The sequence below is a fragment of the Streptomyces coeruleofuscus genome, assembly GCF_039532725.1.
Lineage (GTDB): Bacteria > Actinomycetota > Actinomycetes > Streptomycetales > Streptomycetaceae > Streptomyces > Streptomyces coeruleofuscus.
The window spans coordinates 44,797-64,206 of sequence record NZ_BAAASE010000006.1 but is presented as its reverse complement, the minus strand read 5'-3'; the positions used below and the strand labels follow the sequence as shown (position 1 = coordinate 64,206).

Annotated in this window: 16 protein-coding genes; 9 read left to right on the top strand and 7 right to left on the bottom strand. The window is 71.3% G+C overall.

Features of this window, described 5'->3' with window-relative positions:
* Positions 1–17: 17 nt before the first annotated feature.
* A complete protein-coding gene (locus ABFX81_RS23740; protein ID WP_086854880.1) occupies positions 18–1,511 on the bottom strand; it encodes an MFS transporter in 1,494 nt (497 codons plus the stop codon).
* A gap of 530 nt (positions 1,512–2,041) precedes the next feature.
* Here ABFX81_RS23740 and ABFX81_RS23735 point away from each other — a divergent pair.
* Together ABFX81_RS23735 and ABFX81_RS23730 are read left to right on the top strand one after the other, a co-directional pair.
* On the top strand, positions 2,042–2,830 hold the full coding sequence (locus ABFX81_RS23735; RefSeq protein ID WP_086854879.1) for an ABC transporter ATP-binding protein: 789 nt from the start codon (positions 2,042–2,044) through the stop codon (positions 2,828–2,830).
* Positions 2,827–5,406 (top strand): FtsX-like permease family protein, encoded by a 2,580-nt coding sequence (locus ABFX81_RS23730; RefSeq protein WP_086854878.1) that lies wholly within the window; start codon positions 2,827–2,829, stop codon positions 5,404–5,406. The genes ABFX81_RS23735 and ABFX81_RS23730 overlap by 4 nt, the downstream gene beginning before the upstream one ends.
* A 104-nt stretch (positions 5,407–5,510) precedes the next feature.
* Here the strand turns inward: ABFX81_RS23730 and ABFX81_RS23725 are convergent, their stop codons facing one another.
* Positions 5,511–6,947, bottom strand: coding sequence for a DUF2079 domain-containing protein (locus ABFX81_RS23725; protein WP_086854877.1), 1,437 nt, complete (start codon positions 6,945–6,947; stop codon positions 5,511–5,513).
* A 296-nt stretch (positions 6,948–7,243) separates the two neighbouring features.
* On the opposite strand from ABFX81_RS23725, the gene mfd reads away from it, so the two are divergent.
* Entirely contained in the window at positions 7,244–10,801 is a 3,558-nt protein-coding gene (mfd, locus tag ABFX81_RS23720) for a transcription-repair coupling factor (protein WP_346138619.1), read from the top strand.
* Positions 10,802–10,825: 24 nt separating this feature from the next.
* On the opposite strand, the gene ABFX81_RS23715 is transcribed toward mfd, so the two are convergent.
* The 3 genes from ABFX81_RS23715 to ABFX81_RS23705 all read right to left on the bottom strand — a co-directional run bounded on the left by ABFX81_RS23715 (position 10,826) and on the right by ABFX81_RS23705 (position 12,674).
* On the bottom strand, positions 10,826–11,197 hold the full coding sequence (locus tag ABFX81_RS23715) for a MerR family transcriptional regulator (protein WP_086839644.1): 372 nt from the start codon (positions 11,195–11,197) through the stop codon (positions 10,826–10,828).
* Between the two features lie 26 nt (positions 11,198–11,223).
* Positions 11,224–11,982 (bottom strand): SDR family oxidoreductase, encoded by a 759-nt coding sequence (locus ABFX81_RS23710; protein ID WP_086839640.1) that lies wholly within the window; start codon positions 11,980–11,982, stop codon positions 11,224–11,226.
* Positions 11,983–12,071: 89 nt separating this feature from the next.
* Positions 12,072–12,674: a WHG domain-containing protein gene (locus ABFX81_RS23705; protein ID WP_086839638.1), complete on the bottom strand. Its 603-nt coding sequence runs from the start codon at positions 12,672–12,674 to the stop codon at positions 12,072–12,074.
* Positions 12,675–12,832: 158 nt separating this feature from the next.
* Between ABFX81_RS23705 and ABFX81_RS23700 the strand changes: the two genes are divergently transcribed.
* Positions 12,833–13,747, top strand: coding sequence for an SCO6745 family protein (locus ABFX81_RS23700; RefSeq protein ID WP_086839635.1), 915 nt, complete (start codon positions 12,833–12,835; stop codon positions 13,745–13,747).
* 144 nt (positions 13,748–13,891) lie between these two features.
* Here the strand turns inward: ABFX81_RS23700 and ABFX81_RS23695 are convergent, their stop codons facing one another.
* Positions 13,892–14,077 (bottom strand): Rv0909 family putative TA system antitoxin, encoded by a 186-nt coding sequence (locus ABFX81_RS23695; RefSeq protein ID WP_086839633.1) that lies wholly within the window; start codon positions 14,075–14,077, stop codon positions 13,892–13,894.
* Between the two features lie 161 nt (positions 14,078–14,238).
* On the opposite strand from ABFX81_RS23695, the gene ABFX81_RS23690 reads away from it, so the two are divergent.
* The 3 genes from ABFX81_RS23690 (at position 14,239) to ABFX81_RS23680 (ending at position 17,160) form a co-directional block, all read left to right on the top strand.
* The gene (locus tag ABFX81_RS23690) at positions 14,239–15,009 is read left to right on the top strand and encodes a GmrSD restriction endonuclease domain-containing protein (RefSeq protein ID WP_086839631.1); all 771 of its coding nucleotides are present in this window, start codon (positions 14,239–14,241) and stop codon (positions 15,007–15,009) included.
* 125 nt (positions 15,010–15,134) lie between these two features.
* The gene (locus ABFX81_RS23685) at positions 15,135–16,376 is read left to right on the top strand and encodes an MFS transporter (RefSeq protein WP_086839629.1); all 1,242 of its coding nucleotides are present in this window, start codon (positions 15,135–15,137) and stop codon (positions 16,374–16,376) included.
* A 40-nt stretch (positions 16,377–16,416) separates the two neighbouring features.
* Complete coding sequence (locus tag ABFX81_RS23680; protein ID WP_086839627.1) at positions 16,417–17,160, top strand: N-acetyltransferase; 744 nt, start codon at positions 16,417–16,419, stop codon at positions 17,158–17,160.
* A gap of 79 nt (positions 17,161–17,239) precedes the next feature.
* Here ABFX81_RS23680 and ABFX81_RS23675 read toward each other — a convergent pair whose 3' ends face one another.
* Positions 17,240–18,004 carry an AfsR/SARP family transcriptional regulator gene (locus tag ABFX81_RS23675; RefSeq protein WP_346138618.1) on the bottom strand — a complete coding sequence of 255 codons (765 nt, stop codon included), beginning with the start codon at positions 18,002–18,004 and terminating at the stop codon, positions 17,240–17,242.
* Positions 18,005–18,393: 389 nt separating this feature from the next.
* Here ABFX81_RS23675 and ABFX81_RS23670 point away from each other — a divergent pair, with 389 nt between their 5' ends.
* Positions 18,394–18,837 carry a hypothetical protein gene (locus ABFX81_RS23670; RefSeq protein WP_346138617.1) on the top strand — a complete coding sequence of 148 codons (444 nt, stop codon included), beginning with the start codon at positions 18,394–18,396 and terminating at the stop codon, positions 18,835–18,837.
* Positions 18,838–19,109: 272 nt separating this feature from the next.
* On the top strand, positions 19,110–19,409 hold the full coding sequence (locus ABFX81_RS23665; protein ID WP_086839621.1) for a hypothetical protein: 300 nt from the start codon (positions 19,110–19,112) through the stop codon (positions 19,407–19,409).
* The last annotated feature ends 1 nt before the right edge of the window (position 19,410 follow it).

Sequence of the window (19,410 nt, the reverse complement as noted above, 5' to 3'; positions counted from 1 at the left end):
CGGGAGGATACGTACGGTCAGTCCTTGAGCACCGGGAATTTCCGGGGCGCGAGGACCAGCAGCACCAGGAACGCCAGTGCCGCCGCGCAAGCGGCGCCCAGGTAGACCGCGTGCACCGCGTCGGCGATCGCCCGCCGGGTCGCCTCCGGGGCGGTGCCCGAGTTGAGGGCCCGGGTCACCGAGTCGAGGTCGCTCGCGCCGCCGAGCCGGGCGGCCAGCACGCCGTTGGCGACCGCGCCGAAGACCGCCGCACCGATCGTCTGGCCGGTCTGGCGGCAGAACAGCACGGACGCGGTGGTCGTACCGCGCTCCGCCCACCCCACCGTCGACTGCACCCCGACGATCAGCGGCAACTGGAACAGGCCCAGGGCGGCCCCGAGCAGCAGCATCAGCAGGGTCGGCTGCCAGGCCTGGCCGGGGTACGGCAGGAACGGGAAGGCGAACAGGATCAGCGCGGCGGCTCCGATACCCAGCATCGCCGTGTTGCGGAAGCCGATCCTGCGGTACACGTGCTGGCTCAGCGCCGCCGACACCGGCCAGCTCAACGTCCATACGGACAGCACGAATCCGGCGGCCACGGGCGCGAGGCCCAGCACCGACTGGGCGTAGGTGGGCAGGAACACCGCCGGCGCCACCATCAGCAGGCCCAGCGCGCCCAGGGCCAGATTGACCGCGGCGATCGTACGCCGCCGCCACACCCAGCCCGGGATGATCGGCTCCGCCGCCCGGCGCTCCACCAGCACCACGACCACGACCAGGGCGAGTCCCGCGGCGAACAGGGCGAGTGAGGGCGCCGACAGCCACGGCCACGCCACCCCGCCCTGCACCAGGGCCGTGAGCAGCACACCGCCGCAGGCGAACACCGCGAGGGCGCCGGCCCAGTCCACGCGCGCGTGCGGGCCGGTCTCCCGCTCCGGCTCGTGGAGGTGACGGACGATCAGCCACAACGCGACCGCGCCGACGGGCAGGTTGACCAGGAAGATCCAGCGCCAGTCCGCGTAGGCGGCGAGGACACCGCCGAGGCCCGGGCCGGCGACCGCCGAGACCGCCCACACCGTGGACAGCTTCGACTGGATCCTGGGACGGTCCTTCAGCGGGTAGAGGTCGGCGGCGAGCGTCTGGACGGTGCCCTGGAGAGCGCCGCCGCCCAGGCCCTGCACGACGCGGAACGCGATGAGCGCCCCCATGTTCCAGGCCAGCGCGCACAGCAGCGAGCCGATGAGGAAGACCACCGAGCCCACGACGAGGACCGGTTTGCGGCCGAAGGTGTCGGAGAGCTTGCCGTAGACGGGCAGGGTGACGGTCACGGCCAGCAGATAGCCGGAGAACAGCCACGAGAAGACGGAGAAACCGCCGAGGTCCCCGACGATCTGCGGGACGGCGGTCGAGACGATGGTGGCGTCGAGCGCCGCCAGTGCCATCGAGAGCATCAGGGCGGCCACGACAGCGCCCCGCCGGTCTGTCGTGGCGGGACGTGCGGACTCGCGTGCCGCGGAACTGGTGCTGCCCACCCCGGGTTTCCTCCCCCTCGCCCGGCCGCGTCCGCGCCACGGGTACCGTCGCTTTGTCTGCCCCTTGCACCTACCTGCCGCCGGACAGCTTCCCACCTGGCCCGCCCGTCACCCGACCTCCACCCCTCAACGACGCGCTTCGGGCGACCCTTGTCTGATTCAGGCAGCGGGAGGGTGGAGCCTGACCGGGCCGAGGGGAGGAGCGAACCCTGAGACGGTCTCCACCCTTCGGTGGACTGCCCCTAGGGGTACCTCCGTACTACGACCTGGGGAGGGTTCGTACCGGCGGAGGACGAGACGCGCAGGGGCCGGTCCTTAACCTGGCTTTACGCCGCCGGGGGGCGGTTACGCACACCGGCGGGGGTGGGGTTTTCCACAGGAAAAGACTGCGCTGAGCACCAGGGCGCGGGACCCCTCCCCGCCGGGAGACTGAGACGCGTCGGACGGACCCAATGGTCCGGCAACGCATACCGCGGCTGTCGACCAGGCGACCGCCTTCACCATCTGCTGACCGATATAGGAGACATACCGTGACTTCGGCTGTGACCATTCCCAGGCACGGGGGCACTGGAGGGCGTACGGCCGTTGCCGCGCGGGCGCGGCAGGTCGTGAAGGCCTACGGGACCGGTGAGACCCGCGTCGTCGCCCTCGACCACGTCGACGTGGACATCGCACGCGGCCAGTTCACCGCGATCATGGGCCCCTCGGGGTCCGGCAAATCCACGCTCATGCACTGCCTCGCCGGGCTCGACACCGTCACCGGCGGGCAGATCTACCTCGACGAGACCGAGATCACCGGCCTGAAGGACAAGAAGCTCACGCAGCTGCGCCGGGACCGGATCGGGTTCATCTTCCAGGCGTTCAACCTGCTGCCGACGCTCAACGCCATAGAGAACATCACGCTGCCCATGGACATCGCGGGCCGCAAGCCGGACAAGCAGTGGCTGACGCGCGTCGTGGAGACCGTCGGGCTCGCCGACCGTCTCAAGCACCGGCCCACCCAGCTGTCCGGCGGCCAGCAGCAGCGCGTCGCCGTGGCGCGGGCCCTCGCCGCCCAGCCCGAAATCATCTTCGGGGACGAGCCGACCGGAAACCTCGACTCGCGCGCCGGCGCCGAGGTGCTCGGCTTCCTGCGCCGGTCCGTGGACGAGCTGGGCCAGACCATCGTGATGGTCACCCACGACCCGGTCGCCGCCAGCTACGCGGACCGTGTGCTGTACCTCGCCGACGGCCGCATCGTCGACGAGATGTTCAAGCCGACCGCGGAGGCCGTCCTCGACCGCATGAAGGACTTCGACGCCCGGGGGCGTACGTCATGACCGTCATGAAGACCTCCCTGCGCAACTTCTTCGCGCACAAGGGGCGGATGGCGCTCTCCGCGATCGCCGTCCTGCTGTCGGTGGCCTTCGTCTGCGGCACGCTCGTCTTCACGGACACCATGTCCACGACGTTCGACAAGCTCTTCGCGGCCACCTCCTCGGACGTGACGGTGAGCGCCAAGGGCGCCTCCGACAGCGGCGAGACGACCGCCGACAACGGCAAGCCGCCGGTCATGCCGGCCTCCGCGCTCGGCGAGGTCCGCAAGGCGCAGGGCGTGAAGTCCGCCGAGGGCGCGGTGTTCTCCACCTCCGTGACCGTCGTGGACGCCGACAAGGACAGCCTGTCGCCCTCCAGCGGCGCCCCGACCATCGTCGGAAGCTGGAACAGCAACGAAGCCCGCACCATGAAGATCACCTCGGGTGCGGCTCCCAAGAGCGCCGACCAGATCATGGTCGACGCCGACACCGCCGACAAGCACGACCTGAAGCTCGGTGACGAGATCGGCGTGCTCAGCGCGGTCGGCACCCACAAGGCGAAGATCTCCGGCATCGCCGACTTCACCGTCACCAACCCCGGCGCCGCGATCTTCTACCTCGACACGAAGACCGCCCAGCAGACCCTGGTCGGCGAGACCGGCGTCTACACCAACGTCAACGTCACCGCGGCCTCCGGCGTCAGTGACGCGCAGTTGAAGAAGAACGTCACGGCCGCACTCGGCGGCGACTTCCAGGTGAAGACCGCGAAGGAGACCGCCGACGCCAACCAGAAGGACGTCGCGGGCTTCATGAACGTCATGAAGTACGCGATGCTCGGCTTCGCCGGGATCGCCTTCCTCGTCGGCATCTTCCTGATCATCAACACCTTCTCCATGCTGGTCGCCCAGCGCACCCGGGAGATCGGCCTGATGCGGGCGATCGGCTCCTCCCGCAAGCAGGTCAACCGCTCCGTGCTGGCCGAGGCGCTGCTGCTCGGCGTCGTCGGATCGGTGCTCGGCGTGGCCGGGGGCGTCGGCCTCGCGGTCGGCCTGATGAAGCTCATGGGCCAGATGGGCATGGAACTGTCCACCGACGACCTGACGGTGGCCTGGACGACCCCGGTGGTCGGCCTCGTCCTCGGCGTGGTCGTCACCGTCCTCGCCGCCTACCTGCCCGCCCGGCGCGCCGGCAAGATCTCCCCGATGGCCGCACTGCGCGACGCGGGGGCCCCCGCGGACGCTCGCGCCGGCTGGATCCGCGGCGTCATCGGCACGGTCCTCACCGGCGCCGGCGCCTTCGGCCTCTACCTGGCGACGGAGGCCGACAAGGCCCAGGAGGGCTCGCTGTGGCTCGGCCTCGGCGTGGTGCTGTCGCTGATCGGCTTCGTCGTCATCGGCCCGCTGCTCGCCGGCGGTGTGGTCCGCGTCCTCGGCGCCGTCCTGCTGCGCATGTTCGGCCCCGTCGGCCGCATGGCCGAGCGCAACGCCCTGCGCAACCCGCGCCGCACCGGCGCCACGGGCGCCGCGCTGATGATCGGCCTCGCGCTGGTGGCGTGCCTGTCCGTGGTGGGCTCCTCCATGGTGGCGTCCGCCACCGACCAGCTCGACAAGACCGTCGGCACGGACTTCATAGTCCAGTCCGACAGCGGCCAGCTCATCACCCCGCAGGCGGTCAAGGCCGCGAAGGCGGCGCCGGACGTGGAGCGGGTCACCGAGTACAAGTGGAGCAAGGCCGACTTCACCACCCCCGACGGCAAGACGCTCAAGGACACGGCGATCACGGCGGCGGACCCGTCGTACGCGACCGACCTGCGCACCGAGACGGTCGCCGGCAAGCTCCCCGACGCCTACAAGCCCGACTCGATGTCGGTGCACGAGAAGTTCGCCAAGGACCACGGCGTCAGCCTCGGCTCCAAGATCAAGGTCGCCTTCAAGGACGGCGCCACGGCCGACCTGACGGTCCGGGCGATCACCAGCAGTGACGTCGTGATCGACGCGGGCGCGATGTACACGTCCATCGCCACGATGGCCAAGTACGTCCCCGCCGACAAGATGCCGCTGGACATGATGCTCTTCGCCAGCGCCAAGGACGGGCAGCAGGACGCCGCCTACAAGTCCCTGAAGTCGGCGCTGCACGACTACCCGCAGTACACCGTGCGCGACCAGACCGACTACAAGGAGGCCCTGAAGGACCAGATCGGCCAGCTGCTCAACATGATCTACGGCCTGCTGGCCCTGGCGATCATCGTCGCCATCCTGGGCGTGGTGAACACCCTGGCCCTGTCGGTGGTGGAGCGCACCCGGGAGATCGGCCTGATGCGGGCGATCGGTCTGTCCCGCCGCCAGCTGCGCCGCATGATCCGCATGGAGTCGGTCGTCATCGCCCTCTTCGGCGCCCTCCTGGGCCTCGGACTGGGCATGGGCTGGGGCGCCACCGCGCAGCAGCTCCTCGCCCTGGAGGGCCTGGAGGTCCTGGAGATCCCCTGGCCGACGATCACCGGCGTCTTCATCGCCTCTGCGTTCGTGGGGCTGTTCGCGGCACTCATCCCGGCCTTCCGGGCGGGCCGCATGAACGTCCTGAACGCCATCGCGACCGAGTAGCGGGGCAAGGACCACCGCACACGGGGGTTGCGGAGGACGGGCCCGCCCCGGAGGTTTCCACCTCCGGGGCGGGCCCTTTGCACGGCAGGGGCCGTGCCCCGGTATCAGCTCGGCGTGCGCCGCTCCAGGACCACGTACCCGTTGGCCTTGCCCGCGACGGCGTACGCGGCGCCGGGATGCAGGTCCCCGGCGTAGCCCACGGGGTCGCGGTACTCGCCGTCGATGTTCTCCAGCGCGATGTACTCGGGGGTGATGCCCCGGGTGTTGCCGAGCCAGAAGACCCGGCAGCGTGAGGTCAGACGGCTGATCGGGCCGATGTTGGCCTCGACGGTGGCACCGTCGGGGATCCGCGCCAGGAGCCGTTCGACGCCGGACACCGCGGCGGGCTTCCGGTAGATCCCGGCCTCCGTGAGCTGCGCCAGCGGCAGCGAGGTGGTCAGCGCCAGGGCCGCCGCGGCGACGGCGGCCGGCAACTGGGCGGCGTACGAGCTCAGCCACGCGCGCGGGCTGTGGCGCGCGGTCGTGAGGGCGTCGGCGAGGGCGAGGAAGACGACCGGCATCAGGACCGCGCTGTAGTGCCAGTCGGTGCCCCAGTAGTGGTCGTCGCCGGACAGGAAGCGCCAGCCGAGCGTCGGCAGGGCCACCAGCAGCAGCGGGGAACGCAGGGCGAGCAGTCCGGTGGTGGGGATCAGCAGCCAGGCGAGGGTGCGGAGCTTGGTGCCGAGGCCGTCGACGGGGCTGCCCGACTCGCTGACCTTGTTCCAGTAGTCGTAGGTACCGGCGGTGTTGAACGACGGGATGACCACCGTGAGGACGAGCAGTGCCGCCGCCATGCCGAACACAGCGGCACCGAGCGCGTACGGAACCGTCCGGGGTGACGCCCCGCGCGCCCTCCAGGCGACCACGAGCGCGATCGCGGCCAGCGTCAGCCCCAGGTCCTCCTTCACCAGCACCAGGGGAAGCGCCCAGCACAGGGCCGCGCGGCGGCGGTCCGCGAGCAGCGCCTCCAGGGAGAAGGCGATCAGCGGGACGGCGAAGCAGATCTCGTGGAAGTCGAAGTCGACGGCGCGCTGGACACCCCAGGACAGGCCGTAGGCGAGGCCGAGCGCCAGGCCGCGGCGACGGCCGAGGAGCCGGGCTGCGGCGCGGGTGACGGGCACGGCGGACAGGGCGAAGAGCGCGGCCTGGGCGACCAGCAGTGTGACCGGTGAGGGAAACAGCCGGTACGCCGGCGCGAGCAGCGCCGTCACCGGGCTGAAGTGGTCACCCAGGATGGCGAAACCGGGCCCCTTGAGGTCGGACACCGGCGCCCGCAGATGCGCGTACGCCCGCACGGCCTGCTCGAAGATGCCCAGGTCCCAGGAGAGGGTCGTCATGTGCCGGTAGCGGCCGACGGAGACGGCCGTGTAGGCGGCGAAGAGGGCCGCGGCCAGGACCCAGGGGTCCCACCGCGCGCGATCCGGGTGCCGGTCGCCGCCGGAAGGGGCGACCGGCGTCGGTATGCGGGCCTTCGAGACGACCGGGAGGGCGGGGGCAGGCATGGCCGGGCCTTACGGGTGGGGGGTACCGCTCGGGGGACCGGATCGATCATGCCGTGGCGAAATCAACGGGTGGAGGTGAACTTGTGAAGATTGGGCGGCTGGTTCCGATCTTGTCCGGCGGCGCAACTCTCTCGTCCAGCCGCACATGGGGGCAGGCGACCGGGCGGGCCTCGCGGAGAACGGGCGTCATCCACAGCCCCGGCGCGCGGGCGCGCGTCGTCGTACGCTGGAGACCCCCGGCCCGCGACGCGCGTCGGGCCCGTCGTGTTGCCCACCCTGGACGGAAAACACCCCGAATGAGCCTGCACGGTCTGCTCGACGCCGTAAGTAAGGACGCCGCCCTCGCGGAAGCGATCAACGCGGCCGCAGACGGCAACCGCATGCACGTCGACCTGGTCGGCCCCCCTGCGGCCCGCCCCTTCGCGGTCGCCGCCCTGGCCCGTGACACGGGCCGCCCGGTGCTGGCCGTGACGGCGACCGGCCGTGAGGCGGAGGACCTGGCCGCGGCCCTGCGCTCCCTCCTTCCGCCGGAGGGGATCGTGGAGTACCCGTCCTGGGAGACGCTCCCGCACGAGCGGCTCAGCCCCCGCAGCGACACCGTCGGCCGCCGCCTGGCCGTGCTGCGCCGCCTGGCCCACCCCCGCCCCGACGACCCCGAGACCGGCCCGGTCTCCGTCGTCGTGGCGCCCGTCCGGTCCGTGCTCCAGCCGCAGGTCAAGGGTCTCGGAGACCTGGAGCCGGTCGCCCTGAGGACGGGCCAGACCGCCGACCTCGGCGAAATCGTCGAGGCCCTCGCGGCCGCCGCGTACGCGCGCGTGGAGCTCGTGGAGAAGCGCGGCGAGTTCGCCGTCCGCGGCGGCATCCTCGACGTGTTCCCGCCCACCGAGGAACACCCCCTGCGCATCGAGTTCTGGGGCGACGACGTCGAGGAGATCCGCTACTTCAAGGTCGCCGACCAGCGCTCCCTGGAAGTCGCCGAGCACGGCCTGTGGGCGCCGCCGTGCCGCGAGCTGCTGCTCACCGAGGACGTCCGCGCGCGTGCGCGTGCCCTCGCCGAGGAGCACCCCGAGCTCGGTGAACTGCTCGGCAAGATCGCCGAGGGGATCGCGGTGGAGGGCATGGAGTCCCTCGCGCCGGTCCTGGTCGACGACATGGAGCTGCTGCTCGACGTGCTGCCCAAGGGCTCCATGGCCGTCGTGTGCGACCCGGAGCGGGTCCGTACGCGCGCGTCGGACCTGGTGGCCACGTCGCAGGAGTTCCTCCAGGCCTCCTGGGCGGCCACCGCCGGCGGCGGCGAGGCGCCCATCGACGTCGGCGCGGCCTCCCTGTGGTCCATCGCCGACGTCCGGGACCGGGCCCGCGAGCTGGACATGATGTGGTGGTCGGTGTCGCCGTTCGCCGCGGACGAGGAGCTGACGGAGACATATGCCGCTGACGCGGCGGGGGACACCCTGAAGCTGGGGATGCACGCCCCGGAGACCTACCGCGGGGACACCGCCAAGGCCCTCGCCGACACCAAGGGCTGGCTCGCCGACGGCTGGCGCACGGTGTTCGTCACCGAGGCGCACGGCCCGGCGGCCCGTACGGTCGAGGTGCTGGGCGGCGAGGGCATCGCCGCCCGTCACGACGCCGACCTGGCCGAGATCTCCCCGTCGGTCGTGCACGTGGCGTGCGGCTCGATCGAGCACGGCTTCGTCGACCCGGCCCTCAGACTCGCCGTACTGACCGAGACGGACCTGACGGGCCAGCGGGCGGCGGGCCGCGACGGCGCCCGGATGCCGGCCCGCCGCCGCAAGACCATCGACCCGCTCACCCTGGAGCCGGGCGACTACATCGTCCACGAGCAGCACGGCGTCGGCCGCTACATCGAGATGGTGCAGCGCACCGTGCAGGGCGCGACCCGCGAGTACCTGGTCGTCGAGTACGCGCCCGCCAAGCGCGGCCAGCCCGGCGACCGCCTGTACATCCCCACCGACCAGCTGGAGCAGATCACCAAGTACGTCGGCGGCGAGGCGCCCACCCTGCACCGCCTCGGCGGCGCCGACTGGACGAAGACGAAGGCCCGCGCGAAGAAGGCCGTCAAGGAGATCGCGGCCGACCTCATCAAGCTCTACAGCGCCCGCATGGCGGCCCCCGGCCACGCCTTCGGGTCGGACACCCCCTGGCAGCGCGAGCTGGAGGACGCCTTCCCCTACGCGGAGACGCCCGACCAGCTCACCACCATCGCCGAGGTCAAGGAGGACATGGAGAAGTCGGTCCCGATGGACCGCCTGGTCTGCGGCGACGTCGGCTACGGCAAGACCGAGATCGCGGTCCGGGCCGCCTTCAAGGCCGTCCAGGACGGCAAGCAGGTGGCCGTCCTGGTGCCCACGACCCTGCTGGTGCAGCAGCACTTCGGGACGTTCAGCGAGCGGTACGCGCAGTTCCCCGTGAAAGTGAAGGCGCTGTCCCGCTTCCAGACCGACACCGAGGCCAAGGCCGTGCTGGAAGGCCTGCGCGAGGGCTCGGTGGACATCGTCATCGGCACCCACCGCCTGTTCTCGTCGGAGACCAAGTTCAAGGACCTGGGCCTGGTCATCGTCGACGAGGAACAGCGCTTCGGCGTCGAGCACAAGGAGCAGCTGAAGAAGCTCCGCGCCAACGTCGACGTGCTGACCATGTCCGCCACCCCGATCCCCAGGACGCTGGAGATGGCGGTGACCGGCATCCGCGAGATGTCCACGATCACGACCCCTCCGGAGGAACGGCACCCGGTGCTGACCTTCGTCGGCCCCTACGAGGAGAAGCAGATCGGCGCCGCCATCCGCCGCGAGCTGCTGCGCGAGGGCCAGGTCTTCTACATCCACAACCGCGTCGAGTCGATCGACCGGGCCGCCGCCCGGCTGCGGGAGATCGTCCCCGAGGCGCGCATCGCCACCGCCCACGGCCAGATGTCCGAGCAGGCGCTGGAACAGGTCGTCGTCGACTTCTGGGAGAAGAAGTTCGACGTGCTGGTGTCCACGACCATCGTGGAGTCCGGCATCGACATCTCCAACGCCAACACCCTCATCGTGGAGCGCGGCGACACCTTCGGCCTGTCCCAGCTGCACCAGCTGCGCGGCCGGGTGGGCCGTGGCCGCGAGCGCGGCTACGCGTACTTCCTCTACCCGCCGGAGAAGCCGCTGACCGAGACCGCGCACGAGCGGCTCGCGACCATCGCCCAGCACACGGAGATGGGCGCCGGCATGTACGTGGCGATGAAGGACCTGGAGATCCGCGGCGCGGGCAACCTGCTCGGCGGCGAGCAGTCCGGCCACATCGCGGGCGTCGGCTTCGACCTGTACGTACGGATGGTCGGCGAGGCCGTCGCCGACTACCGCCGCCAGCTGGAGACCGGCGAGATCGAGGAGGAGCCGCCGCTCGAGGTCAAGATCGAGCTGCCCGTCGACGCGCACGTCCCGCACGACTACGCGCCGGGCGAGCGGCTCAGGCTCCAGGCGTACCGCGCCATCGCCTCCGCCAACACGGAGGAGGACGTCAAGGCCGTACGCGAGGAACTCGTCGACCGCTACGGCAAGCTGCCCGAACCCGTGGAGAACCTGCTGTTCGTGGCCGGTCTGCGGATGCTCGCGCGGGCGTGCGGCGTCGGCGAGATCGTGCTCCAGGGCACCAACATCCGCTTCGCGCCGGTGGAGTTGCGCGAGTCGCAGGAGCTGCGGGTCAAGCGGCTGTACCCCGGGGTCGTCATCAAGCCGGCCGCGCACCAGGTGCTGGTGCCGCGCCCGAAGACCGCGAAGGTCGGCGGGAAGCCGCTGGTCGGGCGGGATCTGCTGGCGTGGGTCGGGGAGTTCCTGACGTCGGTGCTGGGCTCCTGACGGCCCGGGCCCGCCGGCACCCGGTCAGGCCACCGGGCGTACGTGCGCCCCGGTGGCCTGGCGCAGTGCCGCCGCCAGCCGGTCGCGGACCGCGACCTGCGCGGCGATGCGCTCGTCCAGCACCGCGAGACGGCCGGCGGCGACCCGGAGCGCCTCCTCGGAGGCGGGCCCGGCGGTGACGTCGCCGTCCAGGCACGGCAGGAACACCCGTACGTCGTCGAGCGTCAGGCCCACGTCCAGCAGCCGGCGGACGTTGCGGACGCGGACGGCCGTGCCGGCGTCGTACAGGCGATAGCCGTTCGCGGCGCGTGCCGAGGTGATGAGCCCCGCCTGCTCGTAGTGGCGCAGGGCGCGCGGTGTCGTGCCGGTCGCCTCGGCGAGTTCACCGATCCGCATGCGTCGTTCCGCCATGAGCGTCAGTCTCATGCGACGACCGCGCCGCCGTCCACCGGAAGGATCACGCCGGTGACGAACGATGCCTGGGGGGAGGCCAGTTGGGTGATCGCCCACGCCACCTCCTCGGGGCGTCCGACCCGGCCGAGCGGCGTGTGCGCGAGCTGCCACGCGCGGATCGCGGCCTGCTGCTCGGGTGTGTGGCCCGAGTGCTCGCCGATCGGTGTGTCGATCGCTCCCGGCGCCACGGCGGCGACCCGGATCCCCAGCGGGGCGAACTCGACCGCCCAGCTGCGCGTGAGCACCTCCAGGGCCGCCTTCCCGGCCGCGTACAGGGAGTTGCCCGGCCAGGCGCGCTGCCCGACGGACGTCGTCACGTTCACGATCACGCCCCGGCTGTCCTCGAGAGCCGGGAGTGCGGCCTGCACGAGCAGGACGGGAGCGAGGAGGTTCGTCGCGAGCTGGGGCTCCACGGCGGCACGCGTGTACGTGCGCAGGGACTGGGTGCTGACGATGCCCGCGTTGTTCACGAGCACGTCGATGCTGCCGTGCCGGTCGAGTGCCGTACGGACGATGCTCTCGGGGCCGTCTTCGGCCGTGATGTCGGCGACGAGCGGGCTGATGCGGGCCGGGTCGTGAGCTGAGGTCTCGGCGAGGGGCGCCTCGCGTCGGCCCACCGCCACGACGTGTGCGCCCGCGTCGGCGAACGCCTGGGCGGTGGCACGGCCGATGCCGGAACCGGCGCCGGTGACGAGCACGGTGCGTGAGGTCTTCGAATGGGATGCCATGCGGGGATCGTCGGACCCTGACGTCAGTGTCAAGGTCAAGCACGGGTGCCGAGGTCACGCCCGCCTGGTACGACGGCGGCGAGCGACGGCTACCCGACGTGGCGGAACAGCATCCCCGCCAGCTTGCGGAACACCTCCTCGGGGTCCTGGCCGCTCACCGGGTCCTCCAGGTTGTGACTGAGCAGCAGCGTGGCGAAGCCGTGGGCCAGGGACCAGGCGGCGACGCCGGCGAGTCGGGCGTCCGTGCCCCGGCCTTCCGGGGGCACCGCCGTGACGGCCTCGCGCAGGGCGTCGGAGGCGAGGGCGCGCGCCGTGGTCAGTTCCAGGTCGCCGGTGCGCAGCAGTTCGGGCGCGAACATCACCTGGAAGTGCGCCGGATGCTCACGCGCGAAACGTACGTAGCGCACACCCGCCTCCTCCAGGTCTGTCGCCGCCCTGAGCATGGTCGCGAGCAGCCCGAAGCCCTCGGCGGCGATCGCCGTGAGCAGTCCGGCGCGGTCCTTGAAGTGGTGGGCGGGCGCGGCGTGCGAGACGCCCGCGCGGCGGGCGAGGTCGCGCAGGCTCAGCCCGGACGGACCGTCCGCCGCGATGGCGTCGAGGGCGGCGGTGAGGATGGCACGGCGCAGGTCTCCGTGGTGGTACGGGCGGCCGCTGGGGCCCTTCTCGGTCGCTGATGGCTTGCTGGAGCTCATGTCAGGAGCGTACGCCGTATCTAGGCATTGACAAGTTCGGGGTCGCCGGGGCAATCTTGTCAGTGTCAAGTTGAGTGCCCGGGGAGCCGACCGTGACGCGGTGGGAGTGGTGGCGGTCAGGTGCGACGGGACCGGACGCGAGTGCGTGGAGGTGTGTCATGCCGGAACATGTCGGTGAGATCGACGGAGACGCGGTGACGCGGGACGGCGGCGTGGAGCCTGCTCGCGTGCGTCAGATGTGGCACCTGCTGGAGCCCCTGCACGCGGTGCTGTACTACGCACCGGAGGCGTTCGAAGAGGCGGCCGCCCTCAGGTACGACACGAAGGAGCGCTGGCCGAGCTACTTCCCGTACCGTGCCGCCCCGTTGGGGGAGGCCGGCCCGGAGCAGGTGGCCTCGGCCTTCTACAGCTTCAGTCCTCGCATGGTCGCCGAGCATGTCGAGCCGGCGTGGCGGGTCGCGAGCCCGGAAGCGGTGCTCGAGGCGAGGGTGCGGGCGGTCGACCGGGCTTACCGCGCCCTATTCGGCGACCAGGTGCACAGCCCCGAGCTGGTGGAGGCGGCCGCACTCGCCCGGCGCGCGGCAGAGGCGGCGGACCTGGCGGCCCGTCCGCTCGCCGCGGCCAACGCGGCGCTCGACTGGCCGGACGCCCCGCACCTTCAGTTGTGGCACGCGGCGACGATCCTGCGCGAACACCGCGGCGACGGCCACCTCGCGGCCCTTCTCATGGCCGGCCTGGGCCCAGTGGAGTCACTCGTCTCCTTCGCAGCGATAGGCGCCGCGTCGACGGAGCGTTTCGAGAGTCGTGGCTGGAGCTCCGAGGAATGGGCGGCCGGACGTGACCGCCTGGCCGCCAGAGGTCTGGTCGACGTGGCCGGTGCGGCCACGGAGGCGGGCCGTGAGCTGCGCCTGCGCGTTGAGCAGCACACCGACCAACTGGCTGCCGCACCCTGGCGATTGCTCGGACTGGACGACGTCGACCGTCTCGCCGGACTGCTGGGCGACTTCTGGGTCGCGGTCCTGGCGTCGGGACTGCTGCCCCAGGAGACGACGTTGGGGATAGGCAAGGTCTGATCCGGCGGGGAGGTGCGAGGCCCGCTCGACCCGCGGCCCTTCCGCCTCCCCCCCCAGGACGCGCCGTCGGGCATGCGAAGCCGCCCGCAGGAGGTGCGTCTTGGTTATTGCCTCCCCGCGGACGGCCTCTGAGGTTCGGAGGCCTTACTGCTGGTCGGGCCGTTCGCGGTCCCGGTCCATGCCGAGCTGTCCCTCGACCCGCTGCTGCCCGGCGTCCATCTGGTCCTCGTACTTGCCGCCGGTCCTCTCGTTCATCTTCTGTTCCGCGGAGTCGGAGCCTTGCTTGCCCTTGTTCCGCGCCTGGCTCTTGAACTTGTCGAAGATGCCCATTCAGAGCTCCTTCCGGAGTTGACTCAGAACCGACGATACGCGCGGCATGCGAGGAATGCCCGTTCAGGCCCGGTGTGGTCTGTACCTCTCCCTCGCTACGGTGGGGGAGGCACAGACCGCCCGCGCGGTGGCGGAACAGGCGAGCAGGGGAGGGGCGCACAGTGAGGCGTCTGAAGGGCGGGGCGGCACCGGCTGTCGCGATGATGTGCGCTGTGCTGGCCGGCTGTGAAGGCCTGACCCCGCCCGCGGACGGCGGCGGACCCTCGGGTTCGGGCGTCCCGACGGCCGGTGACGGACGAGCCGTGAACCCGCTGGACAACCCGGACGGCACGAAGCCGGGGCTGGCGGCGATCACGTCCACGGAGGACAAGGCGCGGGCCCGTGCCCTCATCGGGAAGGTGGAGACGAAGGGACGCGGGCCCAGGACGGGCTACGAACGGGACAAGTTCGGCTACGCCTGGATGGACTCGGCACCGGCCGACGTCCCCTTCGCCCGCAACGGCTGCGACTCGCGCAACGACCTCCTCAAACGCGACGGGGAAGATCTCCGCTTCCGGTCGGGCTCGGACTGCGTCGTCATGGCACTGACGTTGCACGACCCGTACACCGGGAAGGTCATCGAGTGGACCAAGTCCCGCGCGACGGAGGTCCAGATAGACCACGTCATGCCGCTGTCCTACGACTGGCAGATGGGCGCCTCGCGCTGGACGGAGGACAAGCGGGAGGCCATCGCCAACGACCCGCTCAACCTCGTCCCGGTGGACGGGCGGACCAACAGCTCCAAGGGCGACTCCGGTCCGGCGTCCTGGCTGCCGCCGAACAAAAGGATCCGCTGCGCCTATTCGGTGCGCTTCGCCCAGGTGTCGCTGAAGTACGAGCTTCCCGTCACGGCGGCGGACAAGCGGATGATGCTGGAGCAGTGCGGCGGCTGAAGCGGCACGGGCTGCCGGTGCGGCTGCTCCTCCGCCAGAAAGCACTTTCCAACTCCGACTCGATGTGCTGGGGTGACCCGTGATGTCACCGGACGGGTGACGGGGACTCGAACGGAGAGTGACGGATGCCGAGCGGACTCGTCGCGCTGGCGCTCGGCGGCTTCGGCATCGGTCTGACCGAGTTCCTCATAGCGGGGCTGCTGCCGCAGGTGGCGTCCAGTTTCACGGTGTCCGAGGCGGCCGCGGGCTGGCTGATCTCGGGGTACGCGCTGAGCGTCGCGGTGGGAGCGATCGCGCTGACCGCGGCGACGGCACCGCTGCCCCGCAAGCAGGTACTGCTCGGGCTGGTGGCGTTGTTCGTCGTCGGCAACCTGCTCTCCGCCATCGCGCCGAACTACCCGGTGATGCTCCTCGGGCGGATCGTCGCGGCGCTGTGCCACGGTTCGTTCTTCGGCATCGGTTCGCTGGTCGCGCGCAGTCTGGTCGCGCCGGAGAAGAAGTCCCAGGCCGTGGCGATCATGTTCGCCGGGCTGACGGTCGCGAATGTGCTGGGCGTGCCGTTCGGCGCGCTGGTCGGCGAGCGCTGGGGCTGGAGGGCGGCGTTCTGGGCCGTCACCGCGATCGGCGTGCTCGCGCTCGCGGGAATCGCCGCGCTGGTGCCCGCGTGGGCGGGCCGAGCGCGGCCGGCAACAGGAACGGATCCCCTACAGGGTCGGCCGTCCGCAGAGGCAGACGAGTCGGACCCAGCGCCCCCCAGCGGCCTGCGGGCGCAGCTGCGGGCGTTCCGGTCCTGGCAGGTCTGGCTGACGCTGACGGCCACCGCACTCAGCTACGGCGGGATGTTCGGCGCGTTCAGCTACATCGCCTACACCTTCACCGAGGTCAGCGGATTCGCCCCGGCGGACGTCGCCTGGCTGCTGATGGTGTACGGCGTCGGGCTGGTCGTCGGGAACCTGGTCGGCGGGCGCGCGGCCGACCGCGACCGTGACCGTGCACTGGTCCTCGCGCTGTCCGGACTCACCCTCACCCTGGCCCTGTTCGGGCTGCTGGCCGGCAGCGCGACCGCCTCGGTCGTCCTCGTGTTCGTGATGGGCGTGACCGGGTTCGCCAGTGTGCCCGGGATGATCACGCGTGTCACCGACTACGCGCACGGAGCGGCACTGGCCGCCAGCGCCAACGTGTCCGCGTCCAACGTCGGCAACGCCCTCGGCGCCTGGCTCGGAGGCCTGGCCATCACCGCGGGCCTCGGCTACGCCTCACCGCTCTACGTCGGCGCCGGCATCGCCCTGTTGTCCACGGTGGTCATGGTGATCGCCGCCCGCCGAGCCAGGACTCCCCGAGTGGTGGACCGTGCCCCCACGTCGTAATCCGGTTCCGGCCGTGCGCCCTCATGCCTACCGTGATCGCATGCAGCCGAAGATATCGAGCCTCGCCGACCGCCCGGACATGCTGGAGCGGGTCGTCGGGATGGCCGACACCTGGCCCGAGTTCACGATCCAGGACCTCGTGGGCGCCGCCCACTTCCCCCGGATCGCCGCCGAACTCCCGGAGTACGTCCTGTTCGCCGAGGACGAGCAGGGCGAGGTCGTCGCGAACGCCTACAGCGTGCCCTTCGCCCTGAATGCCGAGGGCCGTGGCCAACTGCCCGGGAACGGCTGGGACACGGTGCTGGTGTGGGCGTTCTCCGACCTGCGTCGCGGGGTCCGCCCCGACACCGTCAGCGCGATCTCGGTCTCGATCGCCCCGCACGCCCAGGGCCGCGGCCTGTCCGCGCTGATGCTCTCGGCCATGCGCGACAACGCCCGGGCGCACGGCTTCCAGGAGGTCGTCGCCCCCGTCCGCCCCAACGCCAAGCACCTGGAACCGCACACGCCCATCGAGGAGTACGCCCACCGCGTGCGCCCCGACGGCCTGCCCCAGGACCCGTGGCTGCGGGTCCACGCCCGGGCCGGCGCCACCATCGACTGCGTGGCACCGGCCTCCATGACGGTGTCCGCCTCGCTGGCGGACTGGCGCCGCTGGACGGGGCTGCCCTTCGACACCCGGGGCGACATCGAGGTGCCCGGCGCCCTGGTGCCGGTGCGCTGCGAGCCCGAGCGCGGATACGCCGTGTACGTCGAGCCCAACGTGTGGATGCGGCACCCCTTGTGACCGCGGTACGCCTTGTGACCGCGGCACGCCGTGTGACGCGGCGGGCCCTGCCGTGAAGCTCCCTTACGACACAGCTCCCTTACGACCCGTAGGCCGGCCGGCCCGCCAGCACGGCGAGTTCGGGAGCGGGCTCGACGCCCAGCTCTCTGCGCAGCCGTCGCCGCAGGTCCCGGAACAGCTCGGCGGCCCTGCTGGGTGCTCCGATCTCCACGAACGCCCGCATGAGCAGCAGATGGCTCGGCTCGTCGAGCGGTTCCCAGGACACCAGGAACGTCGCCGTCTCCGCCGCCTCGTGGGGCAGGCCGCCGGCCAGGAGGCTGTGACCGGCCTCCCGCAGCGCGTGGAACCTGCGCTCGTCCCAGCCGGCCTGGTGCATCTCCGCCCATGCCGACCGCACGTCGGACATCAACGGCTGCCGCAGCATCTCCAGGTCCCGGGCGCGGGGCGGTACGCCGGGCCGGGTGACGCGTTCCAGGGCCTCCTCCGCCAGCCTCCAGTCGCTGGCCAGCGCGTCGGTGAGGTGCACCGTCTCGCCTTCGGTGTACGTCAGTTCCCAGGGAAGGCTCCGGTTCGTCCGCCACAACAGGCGGCTGAGCCTGCGCCGCCCGACGCTCTCCGGCAGGTCGGGCCAGAGCGCTCCGACGAGGGCGGGTCTTCGGGCTCTGCGTCCACCGCGCAGTTCCAGATAGGCGAGCAGTTCGGCGGTCTGCGGCGGCAGTCGGTGGGATTCGTGCTCTGCGAGGTGGATGCCGTCGTCACCCAGCAGACGGAGCAGCACGGTGGGTTCGGTCCCGCTCTTGTCCGGGTGCGTGGAGGCCACTCCGGACGGAGATACGTATGGCAAAGGTTCCCCCTGGTTTTCCCCGTATGCGGCCCGTGTCCTCGTAAGTACCGGGCCGCGCGTGATGCGACAGAGGTCAGCTGTGCGGATCACGCGCCAGACAGTTAACACCGGGCCGCCGAACGGAACAAGCCATATGGGCACCGCTCGTGGGACAGCGGTGACCGAAAGTGATTTCCCGGCGCGTCCGGCCGTCGAGTGGCCCGCAGGCCCTGACCTGGCCCGTGAACAGCGCGGAGACACCCGGGAGACACCGACGCTGCATGATGTGCTCATGTCCGAGATCGTCAGGGGGCGCGACAGGGTGAGCGCGGAGACGGGGCCTTGTGAGCCTGTGCGAGCCGTTGGCCAACCGGCTTCAACGGTTTGCCAGTTGACTCATGGAGGACTCCGTGAACAAGAACCGCGTCATCGCGAGCACCGTGCTCGTCGGTGCTCTCATCGGTGTCGGCGCACCGGCCGCCAACGCCGCGACCCCGGCCCGCTCCGTCGCCCAGGTGCAGACGGTCGACACCCACCGCGCGGTCTCCTCGGCCGCCGAGGTGAAGGTCGCGACGCCGGCCGCCTCCACCAACGCCGCCACGGGCTCCGCCACCGCCTCGGCCGCGGCGGAGACGGGCGAGGTCGCCGCCAAGGGCCGCATCAGCTGGCTCATCGGCAAGCTGAAGGGCCTCGGCTCGACCGCTTGGAACAAGCTGAAGGCCGCGGCCAAGAGCGGCTACAACGCGTTCAAGAAGGCGTACGAGAAGTACGTGCCGTGGCTGGTCCGCAAGGCGATCGAGGTCGGCTACACGGTCTACGAGGTCTACACCATCGTGAAGGACTTCGTCAGCTGACGACCGTGCTGACCGAGGGGCCGAGCAGGGCGATTCCCCGTTCGGACGCTTGTCGGGAAGCCACCGTCGCAGCGCCCGGACTCCCGTCCGGCTCTCGGTGACCTTGTCGGCCGCGGGAGCGGGGGCTCCGCTCGGCCGTCACCACCGGTCAGGGTTCCGGCCGGTCACCCGGCCGGCTGTGCGGCCCGCGGAACCAGCCGGTTCCGCGGGCCGCACACCCCTTCCCGACACCCGACCCTTTGACAAGCCCTCGAGGGAAAACCAAGGAAGACATGAGCAACGGATCCTTCTCGGCACGGGGGCAGCAAGCCCCGGAGTCCGTCCGCGGCGACGCCTGGCCCGTAGTCCCGCTCGCAGTGGCCCTGCTGCTGCTCCGCTGGCAGGGAGACCAGACCTGGGCGTACGTCACCGCGGCCGTGATCGGCGGCATCGGGCTGCTGGCGGCGCTGATCGGACTCACCGAGTGCGTCAAGGCCGTCCGCCGCGGACTCGCGCCCGGCAAGGTCGTCTGGGTCGTCGTCGTCCTGTTGCTCGCGAGCTTCGGCGTGGTGCAGCAACTGATCGTGGCCTGAG

Bases quoted from the DNA above. Each gene is read 5' to 3' on its own strand.
- ABFX81_RS23730 (WP_086854878.1), top strand. From the start codon at position 2,827: ATGACCGTCATGAAGACCTCCCTGCGCAACTTCTTCGCGCACAAGGGG.
- ABFX81_RS23725 (WP_086854877.1), bottom strand. From the start codon at position 6,947: ATGCCTGCCCCCGCCCTCCCGGTCGTCTCGAAGGCCCGCATACCGACG.
- mfd (WP_346138619.1), top strand. From the start codon at position 7,244: ATGAGCCTGCACGGTCTGCTCGACGCCGTAAGTAAGGACGCCGCCCTC.
- ABFX81_RS23715 (WP_086839644.1), bottom strand. From the start codon at position 11,197: ATGCGGATCGGTGAACTCGCCGAGGCGACCGGCACGACACCGCGCGCC.
- ABFX81_RS23710 (WP_086839640.1), bottom strand. From the start codon at position 11,982: ATGGCATCCCATTCGAAGACCTCACGCACCGTGCTCGTCACCGGCGCC.
- ABFX81_RS23705 (WP_086839638.1), bottom strand. From the start codon at position 12,674: ATGAGCTCCAGCAAGCCATCAGCGACCGAGAAGGGCCCCAGCGGCCGC.
- ABFX81_RS23700 (WP_086839635.1), top strand. From the start codon at position 12,833: ATGCCGGAACATGTCGGTGAGATCGACGGAGACGCGGTGACGCGGGAC.
- ABFX81_RS23695 (WP_086839633.1), bottom strand. From the start codon at position 14,077: ATGGGCATCTTCGACAAGTTCAAGAGCCAGGCGCGGAACAAGGGCAAG.
- ABFX81_RS23685 (WP_086839629.1), top strand. From the start codon at position 15,135: ATGCCGAGCGGACTCGTCGCGCTGGCGCTCGGCGGCTTCGGCATCGGT.
- ABFX81_RS23680 (WP_086839627.1), top strand. From the start codon at position 16,417: ATGCAGCCGAAGATATCGAGCCTCGCCGACCGCCCGGACATGCTGGAG.
- ABFX81_RS23665 (WP_086839621.1), top strand. From the start codon at position 19,110: ATGAGCAACGGATCCTTCTCGGCACGGGGGCAGCAAGCCCCGGAGTCC.